The organism is Micromonospora arborensis (assembly GCF_003205615.1).
GTDB classification, from domain to species: domain Bacteria; phylum Actinomycetota; class Actinomycetes; order Mycobacteriales; family Micromonosporaceae; genus Micromonospora; species Micromonospora arborensis.
The window spans coordinates 197,598-209,606 of sequence record NZ_PYBV01000011.1 but is presented as its reverse complement, the minus strand read 5'-3'; the positions used below and the strand labels follow the sequence as shown (position 1 = coordinate 209,606).

Sequence of the window (12,009 nt, the reverse complement as noted above, 5' to 3'; positions counted from 1 at the left end):
CAGCGGGCTCAGGTGAGATCGAGCGTGACCCTGTTGTTGTCGGGTGTCAGGTCGCGCCATCTGCGGTCCTGCCGGTCCCAGTGCACCACCGTGAAGCTGCGCGGAGCCAGGTACTCCTGTCGTGCCCCGCCGGGAATCAGCTCCTCGAAGGTGTACCGGCGGCTCTCGCCGGCCGGTATCCCGGGGAGCAGGCAAGCTTCGGCGCTCGGCTCCGTCGGCGGTGGCGGGCCGCACTTCGACCAGTCGCCGCCCGTCGGGTCGCCCAGGCCCAGTCCTTCGAAGCTGATCCGCTCCACGTCTCGGGGGCCGGCATTCTTGACGGTCAGGACGGTGGTGAGATATTGCCGCGCGTCGTTGTCGACGTACCCGCCCAGCTCGTACGTCATGGTCAAGCGCAGATCGGTGAGCCGGGGGTCCTTCCCGAACTTCGTCGGGCCGTTGGTCTGCGTGAACCGGCTCCCCTCCCACCGGTACGTGCGCAGTTGCTCCTGCTTCCAGTACTCCGGTGTCGTGCAGCACGGCTGGAGGTCGGCCACCCGCACCTCGATCGAGCCGGCCGCGGTGACCTTCAGCCCGAGGATGTCCTCGACATCGTCGGTGGTCCGGACGACCCGGCCAAGTGTCACGACGTGCCCACTGGTGTTCCGGTCGAAGGCGACGACCTGCTTTGCCAACGCCTCGCCGATCCGGCAGCCGACGACGGCGACTGTCTCGTCACCGCCGTCACCGTCCAGGTCGGTGTGAACTACCGGCACGTCGGCGAGCACCGGCACCTGCACGGAGCCCTCGTTCGCCATGGTCCTCAACCGCACGTTCGAGGTGGTGCAGGTCTTCGACACGCCCGGCGACCAGGCCGGCAGATCGAGGCGGGCGGCGAGTAGCTGGGTTCGACTGATCGATTCCGGCGGCGTCTGCGTGGGGGTCGCCGACGCGCTCGGCGACCCGGTGACGGTCGGCGTCGGGCCGGACGTCGGCGGGGCGGTCGGTTCGACGGACTCCGCCGGCAGCGGGGTGCTTCGATCGTCTCGCAGTGCGGCGTGGGCGATGACCGGGGCCAACACCAGGAGCACCGCCGCGACCGCGAGGGCCGCCGCCGTGGTCCGCCGCCGTCGGCGCAGGGCGTGCCGGGTCTGCTCGGGCCCGGGACCGACGACCTGGCCCGTCACGTCACTGCGGTACACGGCGAACCGTTCGCGCAGTGGGTCGAGGTCACGCATCGCACACCCCCTCGGTGTTCTCGTCGAGCAGGCCGGCCAGGGCAGTCCGGCCGCGATGCAGCCAGGACTTGACGGTGCCCTCAGCCACCCCTTCCTGGGTGGCTATCTCATGCACCGACAGGTCGGCCAGGTAGTGCAGGATGACGGCCCGGCGATGGTTGGGGGGCAGCTTCGCCAGCGCCGCGTCGATGGCCACGCGGTCGGGCGTCGGACCGGCGACCTCCGCCTCGGTGCGCCGTTGCCGCAGCAGGTGGTTGCGGGCGGTGCGGAGCCGACGCCACCGGCTGCGGGCCAGGTTCCACGCGACCCGCCGGACCCAGGCCACCGGATCGTCGTAGCGGACCAGGCGGTCCCAACGGGCCAACGCTCGAAGGAACGCTTCCTGAGTCAGGTCCTGCGCCTGCCCAAGATCCCCGGTGTACGCGCACAGTTGCGCGGTCACCCCTCGGAAATGGGCGTGGTAGAACTCGTCGAAGGTCGTCGTCACCGCGTCCGACGCGCCGGTCCTCGTCACCACCGGTGGCTCGTTGGCGCGGCCCCCCGTCATCGCTGTCACTGCCCCTCCCCGTTGCCGTCGGGCCGGTGCCCTGGGCGGGGGTAACACTTCACAACAGTGGATGTGGTTGCGCCTTGCTCGGCCGCGAATCTGACAGTTTCCGCCCGAGGCCGTCCCCGGCCGCGTCGTACGCCTCGGTGGCGTGCGGCGCGGCCGGCGGCGATCGGATCGTCAGCGGTAGGTCATCGACACCTGGTTGTCGGCGTCGTTCACGTCCAGCAGGAAGTCGAATCCGCTGTCCATCGGCCGGACATCCACGTCGGCTTTCCCCGTGCCCAGCACGATCCCTTCGGCTACCCGGAAGCTCAGGTCCAACTGCACCTCGGCCCCCGCCGCGAGTCGGCCCAGGTTGCAGGTCACCGGCTCGCTGGTGTGCTGGGGCTCGCCCACGCACGGTGCCCACCCGTCGACGTCCGGGCGCACCGACGCGGGTACGCCCAGCCGCAGCGCCACGTGGGCGACCGGTCCGGTGCCCCGGTTACGGATCCGCACCGTGGCCGTACCCGTTCGGGAGCCGTCGTCCGCCGTGGTCAGCACGAGCTCCGTGGTGGTGACCGAGACGTCCGCCGAGTGCGGATTCTGACCGAAGGCGGTCGGCCCGGAGACCTGGGCGAAGGCGTCACCTTTCCAGCGGTAGCCCCGCCACTGCCGCTGCGACCACTCGGCGGGCCAGCCGCCGCCGGGAGCGATGTCACCGACCTGCACCCGGACCGTGCCGTCGTCGACGACATCAAGCGCGAACAGCCACTGCGGCTTGTCGATGGTGGTCGCGACCACCCGGCCGAGCGTCACCACCTTTCCTGCCTCGTTCCGGTCGAAGGCGACGACCTGCATCGGCCCGCCGCTGCCGAGTACGCACTGCACCAGCGCCACCGTCTCCACCGCCCCGTCCCCGTCGACGTCGCCGTGGTCGAGCGCCAGTAGCCAGTTGACGCCCTCGCGGTCGTCGCCGCTGAGCCGCGTCTGTGCCGTCGGGCAGCCTGGGCCGGCCCGCCAAGCCGGCAGGGTCACCGACGCTCCCAACAACTGGGCCCGGCTGATCCGGCCGTCCGGCACGGGCACGGTCGGGCTGGCACTGGTCCCGGAAGGGCTGGGGGTTGAACTCGGCGTCGGTGTCGGCGACGCCGACACGCTCGGCGTCGGATCGACCGGGCCCGGCCGGTGGTCCGGGCCGGTCATCGCCGCGTACCCGATGGCCGATCCGCCGAACAGCGCGAGCGCCGTCGTGGCGGTGACCCCCAGCCGGCGCCGGCTGCGACCTCGTACCGTCCGTCGAACGGCGGCGGGTCCCGGCGCTTCGACCTCTGCCAGCGCAGTACGGCGGTAGCGGGCGAACTCTTCGGCAAGGGCAAGGGTCTCCTGCTCAGACATCCCGCACCTCCTCATTGGTGTCGCGCAAGTGTGTGGCGAGTGTGGTCCGGCCCCGGTGCAGCCAGGACTTCACCGTTCCTTCGGCGACCTGCTCCTGGGCGGCGATCTCCGCGATCGTCAGGTCGGCGAGGTAGTGCAGCACCACGGCACGCCGCTGTTTCGGTGGCAACTTCGCCAAGGCGGTATCGAGGGCGACCCGGTCCGGGCTGGGCTCCGCGACGTGTGTCTCCCGCTGCCGCAGCAGCCACGTCTGGGCGGTCCGCAGCCGCCGCCAGCGGTTGTGGCCGAGGTTCCAGGCGACCTTGCGTACCCAGGCCAGGGGATCCTCGTATCGGGCGAGCCGGTCCCAGCGGGCGTACGCCCGACAGAACGCCTCCTGGACGAGGTCCTGTGCCTGCCCACGGTCACCCGTGTACGCGGTCAGCTGCACCACCAGTCCGCGGAAGTGGGCGTGGTAGAACTCGTCGAAGAGCAGCTCTGCCTGCGCCGAGGCTGCGGTTCCGGGCGGGTCCGGCGGGCGTTCACCCACCCGCACGTCTCTCGTCACAAGCACTCGTCCTCCCCGTGGTGGTTGCTGGCGGTGTGTTCGCCAGCACTGGTCACACAAGCGAGGGTGCCGGTAGGTTGCGCGTCAATCGGTGCCGATCTCTTGTCAGGTCCGGGACACCTGGCCGGGTGCTCAGGCCGCTCACTGCCGGACCGCGTCGACGCCGCCTGTGATTCACTGTCGGTGAGGAGAGGGGGCGCTCGTGCAGCTGCCGGGAGTGCTCGGCGAGCCGATCCGGTTCGTGCTGAACTGGGGCCGCCGCTACTCGCTCTGGGTCTTCAACTTCGGCCTGGCCTGCTGCGCGATCGAGTTCATCGCCACCAGCATGGGTCGGCACGACTTCATCCGGCTCGGCGTGATCCCGTTCGCCCACGGCCCCCGGCAGGCCGACCTGATGGTGGTGTCCGGCACGGTGACCGACAAGATGGCCCCGGCGATCAAGCGGCTCTACGACCAGATGCCCGAGCCGAAGTACGTCATCTCGTTCGGTGCCTGCTCCAACTGCGGCGGCCCCTACTGGGACTCGTACTCGGTGACCAAGGGTGTCGACCAGCTCATCCCGGTCGACGTCTACGTTCCCGGCTGCCCACCCCGGCCGGAGGCGCTGCTGCACGGCATCCTGCGCCTACAGGAAAAGATCGCCGCCGAGCAGTCCGGCATCGGCGGCGTGCCGCAACGGGATGTGCTGGCCGCTCCGCTGGACGCACCGCCCCGCGAAGCCGCCGCCCCCCGCTCCGTCGACTCGCTCACCGCCCCGCCGGTACGCCCGCCTGCCGCGACCTGACGGCGGAAGCAGCCCGACCGCCGGCCGGACAGATCCGAGCGGCGGTCGGAGCGAAACTGTCAGCTGTTGGCGCTCACGGCCAGCGTGGTCTGGGCGGTGTTGTCACTCGGGTTGGCGTCGGGGCCCCCGTACCAGTTGGTCAACAGCTCCAGGGTGATGACGTCCTGCGCGTCGGACGGGTCGGTCGGCGGGCTGATGAGCAACCCGAAGCTACGCACCTCGCCGGCCATCATCTGCACCCCCGGCACCAGGGCCTGGTTCGATCCGACCGGGCCGTCCGCCGGCACCGTGTAGTGGATCAGCGACCCGGCGGGCAGTGGACTGGCCTTGATGTCGAGGCTGTAGTGCGGCGCATCCCCCCGGTAGCTGATGGTGACCGGCAGGAGGAGCATGCCGCTGCCTTCCGGGTCGAGGGTCACCGGGCCCACCGACTCGATGGCGGCGTCCGGCTGAGTGTCCTGGACATACGGCCGGGGGCGGATCAGTGACCCGGTGGTGGAGCGGAACAGCGCGCCGAACGACTTGATCGCCACCGGCTCGTCCTGTTCGACAGAGTAAAGCTCGACCCAACCTCCGCCCATGCTCATCGGGTAGTTTCGCGGGTTGGTCAACACCTGGAAGTCCAACGTGACCCGGAAGCTCTCGCCCGGGTCAAGCGTCATCCAGTCCGGCGAGGAGCAGTTGGCCACCCGGCGGTTCTGCTCCACCCTCATGTCGACCGAATCGCAATCGCTGCCCCTGAACTCGAAGGCCCCCGGCACCGGCTCGCGCATCTTGTAGTACAGGTAGTCGGTTTCGCTGCCGGTGTTGGTGACGGTCAGCTCGACGCTGCCCTGATAACCACGCTCGGTCGGGTTGAAAATCAGCCTGGTGAGCGAGAGCTCACCACCGACGGTGTCCGCGGGTGCGGCGGCCACCGGTCCGGCGGTGGCGACAGTCGCGGTCAGGCCGAGCAGTACGGCGGTGAGCAGTGTCCCCGTTTTTCTGAACATGGAGCTGTGGTCCTCCCGTGATGGCGCCCGGCGTCGGTCGCGCCGGCTGACTGGATAGACGTCAGCGGACCCATGGTTTGGTTGCCGCTGAACAACCGTCAATGTGCTGCGACCCAGCATCGGTGATCATGTGGTCCGCCGCCACCCCGTATTCACCCGTCGGCCACCCGGGACGAGGTGGTTTCCGACGACGGGATTGCCGGGCCGGGCTAGCCTGCCCAACATGACCAGCTCCACGGACCAGCGGTCCGCCCACATCGTCGACGTGCTCACCGAGGAGTTCGGCGCGTCGATGGCGACCGACCCGGCCGCTTTCCGCCGCAAGTTCCGCAAGATGGCGGCGTCCCCGTTCGCCTTCTACCGGGGTAGCGCCGCGCTGTTCTACGCCGACCAGCTCGGCGACTTCGCCGACGACCGGTTCAGCAACGAGCAGACCAGCCGGGTGTGGATCCACGGCGACCTGCACGCGGAGAACTTCGGCACCTACATGAACGCCTCCGGGCAACTGGTCTTCAACGTCAACGACTTCGACGAGGCGTACGTCGGGCCGTTCACCTGGGACCTGCGCCGGCTCGCGGCCAGCGTGGCGCTGCTCGGCTACAGCAAGGCGCTCTCCGACACCTCGATCGGGGAGCTGGTGGCCGGCTTCGCCCGCTCGTACCTGACCGAGCTGCGGGCGATCGCCGCCGGCGGCGACGACGCGATCGGCTCGATCACCCTGGAGAACGCCGACGGGGTGCTGCGCCGGGTGCTCCAGCAGGCTCGGCTCAGCACCCGCGTCGACCTGCTCGCCGCACAGACCACCATCGACAACTACGAGCGACGCTTCTCCGTCGGTGACGGGGTCTTCGAGATCGACGACGCCACGCGCGACAAGGTTCGTGCCGCCTTCCAGGACTACCTGGGCACCCTGCCCGTGGCGTCGACGCAGCTCCGGCCGGTCGAGGCGCGGATCAAGGACGTGGTGTTGCGCAAGGGGGTGGGCATCGGCTCGGCCGGCCTGCCGTCGTACAACCTGCTGCTGGAGGGGCACACCCAGGCCCTGGAGAACGACGTCGTCATCTACATGAAGCAGGCGCAGGTGCCGGCCGTGGCGCGGTACGTCACCGACGAGTCGGTCCGCGGCTACTTCCAGCACCAGGGGCACCGGACCGCCGAGTCGCAGCGGGCGTTGCAGGCGCACGCCGATCCGTGGCTGGGCTTCACCGAGCTGGACGGGGTCGGCCAGCTCGTCGCGGAGGTCTCCCCGTACGCGGCCGACCTGGACTGGTCGGACGTGAACGAGCCGGAGGAGTTGACCGGGGTTCTCGTCGACCTCGGTCGGGCGGTGGCCCGGATGCACTCGGTCGCCGACGACGAATCCAGCCACGACCTGGTGGACTACTCCACCGAGGAGGCGATCGTCGCTGCGGTGGACGCCGACGAGTCGGGCTTCGTCACCCACCTGGTGGACTTCGCGCACGCGTACGGGGTGCGCGCCCGACAGGATCACCAGCTCTTCGTCGACCTGTTCCGCAACGGCCGGCTGCCGGGCCTCTGATCGGGCGGGGCGTCGCTCAGGACGCGAACTCCAGCACCACCTTGATGTCGTCCGGCCCGGCGGTGTACGCCTCGGCGTACGCCTCCACCGGCACCCGGCGGGTGAGCAGCGAGCCGAGCCAGCCCTGGTCGGCACGGGTGAGGGCCTCCACGGCGAGGTCCCAGTGTCGGCGGTTGGCGTTGACCGAGCCGAACACCACGTTGTTCTCCAGGACCAGCGCGCGGTTGAGCGCCCCGGCGTCGAAGTCGATGCTCCGGCCGCCGCTGGACACCCCGGCCAGGCAGACGATCCCGGTTGGCCCCGCCTTGCACATGACGTCGAGGACCACCGTGGGTGCCCCGGTGCACTCGACCACCACGTCCGGTTCGAAGGGCAGATCATTGACCGGAACCGCGTGGTAGGTGGCACCGAGGGCGGCGACCAGCTCCGGTTTCGGGCCCTCGGTCGCCCGGTCCAACACGTGCACGGCGAGCCCGCGCTGGGTGGCGAGCAGCGCGGCCAGCAGCCCGATCGGCCCGGCCCCGGTCACCAGGACCGTCTGGGGCTGCCACTCGGCGCGGTGCCCGATCCGCTCGATGTGGTCCCACGCCTTGGCGACCACGCTTGTCGGTTCGAGCAGCACGCCGACCCGCGACAGCGTCGGGTCGAGTTTGACCGCGAAGCGTGGTTGGAGCCGCCAGCGGTCCCGGGCGAAGCCGGGCAGGCCCTTGATGCCGTGCTCGGTGAACTGCCCGTTGCGGCACATGTCCCATTCGCCGACCGCGCAGTTGGAGCAGGGCACCGGGTCTGGATGCCGGACCACCCCGGCCACCAGGTCGCCGGGTTGCAGGGTGCCGGTCGGGTCCTCCAGGACCCGGCCCAACGACTCGTGCCCGATGACCAGGCGGTCCGCGCCCGGCGGTGCCTCGCCGTACTCGCCGCTGATGATTTCGTGGTCGGTGCCGCAGATTCCCACCGCCAGGGCCTCGACCAGGATCGAGCCCTCCTCGGGAGCCGGCTCGGGTTGATCCTCGATGAGGCGCAGCGTATTGGCGACCCCGGGTGTCACAGTCACAGCGCGCACGCCCTCATCTTTCCCCGCCGACGGCGACGCCGCGCCCAAAGCCGGCAGATCGTCGGGCATCGGCGGCGGACGGGCGCGGGCCGGGCTCGTACCGGCGGGAGGTCCTAGGATCAGCGGCATGACTCCCGAAGCCCTCGGCGCTCGGCTGGTGGCGCTGCTCGCGCCGGTTGCGGCGACCCCGTCGGTCTCCGGTGGGCAACGGTTCGCCCGCGCCACCGTCGACGTGCCGGCGGAGAGCTGGCTGGCGGCCGTTCGTGCCGCCCGCGACGACGCCGAGCTGGCCTGCGATTTCTTCGACTGGCTCTCCGCGGTCGACGAGTTGACCGAAGGCTTCGACGTGGTGGCGCACCTCTGGTCGACGCGGCTGCGACACGGTGTGCTGCTGCGTACCCGGTTGCCGCGCAGCGCGCCGACTGTCGCCTCGGTGGTCGACGTCTACCCGGGCGCGGCCTGGCACGAGCGGGAGACACACGAGATGTTCGGCATCGACTTCGCCGGCCACGGGGAGTTGCTGCCGCTGTTGCTGCCGCCGGAGTTCGAGGGGCACCCGCTGCGTAAGGAGTTCGTGCTCGCTTCCCGGGTGGCCAAGCCCTGGCCGGGCGCGAAGGAGCCGGGCGAGTCCGAGGCCGGTGGTGGGCGTCGACCGATCCGCCCGCCGGGCGTTCCCGCTCCGGGGGAGTGGGGCACCACGCCCACCCCGGCCGGCGCTGGTGGTGTGGGGGAGGGTCCGCGTGGCGGCACCCCGGCCAGGCCCGCCGGTGAACGTCCGGCGCGGCCCGCCCCGGGGGCCCGTCCGGCGCGTACTCCCCGGTCTGCCGCATCCGCAGACGGCCCGGCCGCGCCCGCTGACGGGGCGGGCCCGGCCGACCAGCCGGGGTCGGATCCGGTCGCGGACCCGCCGGCCCGCGACGGCCGCACCGACGACGACGGGGGTACGACCTGATGCCGCTCTGGGTGGAGCTGGTGCTGCGGGTGGGCGGCGTGTTGGTCGCGTTCCTCACCCTGCCGTTGCTGGTCGGCCAGGCCGAGCACAAGGTGATGGCGCACATGCAGGGCCGGCTCGGCCCGATGTACGCGGGCGGCTTTCACGGCTGGGCCCAGTTGGTCGCGGACGGGGTCAAGTTCGTGCAGAAGGAGGACGTGACCCCGCGCGAGGCGGATCGGGCGGTGTTCCGGCTGGCCCCGGCGGTGGCCCTGGTGCCCTACCTGCTGGTGCTGCTGGTCATTCCGCTCGGCCCGAACGACCTGGTCGGGCAACCATTGGACATCGGCCTGTTCTTCGTGCTGGCCGTGGTCGGTGTCGGGGTCGTGGCGGTGCTGATGTCGGCGTGGGCGTCGGCCAACAAGTACAGCCTGCTCGGTGGCCTGCGTGGGGCCGCCCAGTTGCTCGGTTACGAGTTGCCGTTGGTGCTGGCCGCCGCCTCGGTGGCGATGGCGGCGGGCACGCTCAGCCTCTCCGGCATCGTCGAGGCGTGGCAGCCGTGGTGGCTGCTCTGGCAGGCACCCGCGATGATCATCTTCTTCGTCGCCGGTCTGGCCGAGATCCGCCGGCCGCCGTTCGACATGCCGGTGGCCGACTCGGAGCTGGTCTTCGGCTACCTGACCGAATACACCGGTCTGCGCTTCGCGTTCTTCCTGCTCGCCGAGTACGTCGGCATCGTGGTGATCGCCGCGCTGACCACGGTGCTGTTCCTCGGTGGGTGGCAGGGCCCGTTCGCCGACGATCAGCTGGGTTGGCTCTGGACGCTGCTCAAGATCTTCGCGGTGTCCTTCGTGATCATCTGGCTGCGGGTGTCCTACCCCCGGCTGCGCGAGGACCAGCTCCAACGCCTCTGCTGGCTGGTGCTGGTGCCGGCCTCCCTAGGGCAACTGGTCCTCACCGCCGCGGTCCGCATCGCTCTCTGAGGCCGCGGCGGCATCACCCTCACGGACCCCGACGCGGCGTCGATTGCGGCGCGAGGTCCGGCCTGACGCCCGACGCCCGCCGGGGTAACCACCCCGTCTCGACGTCCTTTGCTCTGCTTCAACCCAGGCAACACTCGCGCGGCATGAGTGTTGCCTGGGTTGAAGCAGAGCAAAGGCGACGCGAACACCCCCACCACCCGGCCACCCCGCCTGAGCGGACGCGAACACCCCCACCACCCGGCCACCCCGCCTGAGCGGACGCGAACACCCCCACCACCCGGCCACCTCGCCTGAGCGGAGAGGCTCGCTGGCTCAGCGCAGCGGAGTGTGTGCGGGGTCGACGGGCTCGGCCGGCGGCGGGGGTGGGGTGCCGTCGCCGAAGGGGCGGCCACCGAGGGCCTCCCGACCGTGCGGGGTGACCCAGTTGGACAGGTCGGGGCCGAGCGGCACGATCCCGGTCGGGTTGATGTCGCGGTGCACCTCGTAGTAGTGCCGCTTGATGTGGTCGAAGTCGATGGTGTCACCGAACCCGGGGGTCTGGAACAGGTCCCGCGCGTACGCCCACAGCACCGGCATCTCGCTCAACTTCTGCCGGTTGCACTTGAAGTGGCCGTGGTAGACCGGATCGAAGCGGACCAGCGTGGTGAACAGCCGCACATCCGCCTCGGTGATGGTGTCGCCGACCAGGTAACGCTGGTCGGTCAGCCGCTCGGTCAACCAGTCCAGCCGGTCGAAGAGCCGGTGGTACGCCTTTTCGTACGCCTCCTGGCTGCCGGCGAACCCGCAGCGGTAGACGCCGTTGTTGACGTCCCGGAAGACCACGTCGTTGACCTCGTCGATCTGGGCCCGCAGGTGCTCGGGGTAGAGCTTCGGGGCGCCGTCGCGGTGGTACGCGCCCCACTGCGTGGACAGGTCGAGGCTCATCTGCGCGTAGTCGTTGGTCACCACCTGACCGGTCGGCACGTCGACGATCGCCGGGACGGTGATGCCGCGCTCGTAGCCGGGGAAGCGCTTGAAGTACGCCTCCTGGATGCGCTCGATGCCGAGCACCGGGTCCCGCCCGCCCGGGTCGAGGTCGAAGGTCCAGCTCCGGGCGTCGTGGGTCGGGCCGGCCACCGCCATCGAGATGGCGTCCTCCAGACCGAGCAGCCGACGCACGATGATCAGGCGGTTGGCCCACGGGCAGGCCCGACTGACCGCCAGCCGGTACCGGCCCGGCTCCACCGGATATCCGTCGCGCCCGTCCTCGGTGATCCGCGTGGCGATGTACCGCTGGTCGCGGGTGAACTCGCCACCCGGCTCGACGTACTTTCCGCCTGTTTGCTCGCCCACGTCATCCTCCCGGTCCGGTCACTGTCTCTACCCCATCCTTACCGATCTACGGCGGACCGACGCCGAGCCGGCCCGGATACCCTGCCGGCATGACGGATGTGGAGGCCACGGCCCGGCGTTTCATCGCGGATGTGTGGAACGCCCGCCGGGAGGAGTCGGCGTACGAGTTGATCGCCGAGGAGTGCCCGGGGCTGGGCGGCACCGGGCCGGAGGCGACGTTGGCGTGGCACCGGGAGCGGCGGGCGGCCTTCCCGGACCTCCGCTACAAGATCGTGGACGTGGTCGCGGCCGGTGAGCGGGTGGCCGTGCACTGGCGGGCCGCCGGCACGCACGTCGGGCAGTTCGGGCCGGTGCTCCCGACCGGGCAGGTGGTGAGCTATTCCGGTGCGACCTTCCTGCGGTTCGACGCGGCGGGCCGGATCGTCGAGGTGTGGAGTTGCAACGAGCTGTTCCAGTTGCTGCAACAACTCGGCGTCGAGATGCTGCCCCCGACGGTCGTCAGCGGACCCGGGGCATGAGCAAGATGCCGTCGAGCAGCTCTCGGCGACGATTGTCATCGGGAAGCCTGTCGAGGTCATCGACGGTCCACCCGCCCTCCGGCGGGTAGAAGCTCCCAAGTTTGACGGGCATCGATCCTCCGGGCGGTCCGCGCTCCCCGAGTACACCCTAGGGCCGTCGACCCACGGGTGGTGGTCGCGCGCG

12 protein-coding genes are annotated in these 12,009 nt (G+C 70.6%); 5 read left to right on the top strand and 7 right to left on the bottom strand.

The features are described 5' to 3' along the window. Positions 1–8: 8 nt before the first annotated feature. The 4 genes from C7C45_RS08970 to C7C45_RS08955 all read right to left on the bottom strand — a co-directional run bounded on the left by C7C45_RS08970 (position 9) and on the right by C7C45_RS08955 (position 3,697). On the bottom strand, positions 9–1,217 hold the full coding sequence (locus tag C7C45_RS08970) for a hypothetical protein (protein WP_110563142.1): 1,209 nt from the start codon (positions 1,215–1,217) through the stop codon (positions 9–11). After that, positions 1,210–1,773, bottom strand: a complete 564-nt coding sequence (locus C7C45_RS08965) for an RNA polymerase sigma factor (protein ID WP_425271123.1) — start codon at positions 1,771–1,773, stop codon at positions 1,210–1,212. Before C7C45_RS08965 ends, C7C45_RS08970 begins: the two co-directional genes overlap by 8 nt. A gap of 171 nt (positions 1,774–1,944) precedes the next feature. Beyond that, on the bottom strand, positions 1,945–3,144 hold the full coding sequence (locus tag C7C45_RS08960) for a hypothetical protein (RefSeq protein ID WP_146247298.1): 1,200 nt from the start codon (positions 3,142–3,144) through the stop codon (positions 1,945–1,947). Then, positions 3,137–3,697, bottom strand: a complete 561-nt coding sequence (locus C7C45_RS08955) for an RNA polymerase sigma factor (RefSeq protein WP_110563140.1) — start codon at positions 3,695–3,697, stop codon at positions 3,137–3,139. The genes C7C45_RS08960 and C7C45_RS08955 overlap by 8 nt, the downstream gene beginning before the upstream one ends. Before the next feature lie 196 nt (positions 3,698–3,893). On the opposite strand from C7C45_RS08955, the gene C7C45_RS08950 reads away from it, so the two are divergent. Continuing rightward, a complete protein-coding gene (locus C7C45_RS08950; protein WP_110563139.1) occupies positions 3,894–4,475 on the top strand; it encodes an NADH-quinone oxidoreductase subunit B in 582 nt (193 codons plus the stop codon). 59 nt (positions 4,476–4,534) lie between these two features. Here C7C45_RS08950 and C7C45_RS08945 read toward each other — a convergent pair whose 3' ends face one another. Then, complete coding sequence (locus C7C45_RS08945; RefSeq protein WP_110563138.1) at positions 4,535–5,467, bottom strand: hypothetical protein; 933 nt, start codon at positions 5,465–5,467, stop codon at positions 4,535–4,537. A 103-nt stretch (positions 5,468–5,570) separates the two neighbouring features. Between C7C45_RS08945 and C7C45_RS08940 the strand changes: the two genes are divergently transcribed. Beyond that, a complete protein-coding gene (locus C7C45_RS08940; protein WP_341866480.1) occupies positions 5,571–7,007 on the top strand; it encodes a DUF2252 domain-containing protein in 1,437 nt (478 codons plus the stop codon). 16 nt (positions 7,008–7,023) lie between these two features. Here the strand turns inward: C7C45_RS08940 and C7C45_RS08935 are convergent, their stop codons facing one another. Next, positions 7,024–8,070 carry a glucose 1-dehydrogenase gene (locus tag C7C45_RS08935; protein ID WP_208641105.1) on the bottom strand — a complete coding sequence of 349 codons (1,047 nt, stop codon included), beginning with the start codon at positions 8,068–8,070 and terminating at the stop codon, positions 7,024–7,026. A gap of 118 nt (positions 8,071–8,188) precedes the next feature. Here C7C45_RS08935 and C7C45_RS08930 point away from each other — a divergent pair, with 118 nt between their 5' ends. Together C7C45_RS08930 and C7C45_RS08925 are read left to right on the top strand one after the other, a co-directional pair. Next, positions 8,189–9,013 (top strand): NADH-quinone oxidoreductase subunit C, encoded by an 825-nt coding sequence (locus C7C45_RS08930; protein ID WP_110563135.1) that lies wholly within the window; start codon positions 8,189–8,191, stop codon positions 9,011–9,013. Next, positions 9,013–9,975, top strand: a complete 963-nt coding sequence (locus C7C45_RS08925) for a complex I subunit 1/NuoH family protein (RefSeq protein WP_110563134.1) — start codon at positions 9,013–9,015, stop codon at positions 9,973–9,975. The genes C7C45_RS08930 and C7C45_RS08925 overlap by 1 nt, the downstream gene beginning before the upstream one ends. A gap of 312 nt (positions 9,976–10,287) precedes the next feature. Here the strand turns inward: C7C45_RS08925 and C7C45_RS08920 are convergent, their stop codons facing one another. After that, the gene (locus C7C45_RS08920; protein WP_110563133.1) at positions 10,288–11,307 is read right to left on the bottom strand and encodes a glutathione S-transferase family protein; all 1,020 of its coding nucleotides are present in this window, start codon (positions 11,305–11,307) and stop codon (positions 10,288–10,290) included. An 89-nt stretch (positions 11,308–11,396) separates the two neighbouring features. On the opposite strand from C7C45_RS08920, the gene C7C45_RS08915 reads away from it, so the two are divergent. After that, positions 11,397–11,825 carry an ester cyclase gene (locus C7C45_RS08915; protein WP_110563132.1) on the top strand — a complete coding sequence of 143 codons (429 nt, stop codon included), beginning with the start codon at positions 11,397–11,399 and terminating at the stop codon, positions 11,823–11,825. Positions 11,826–12,009: the final 184 nt, after the last annotated feature.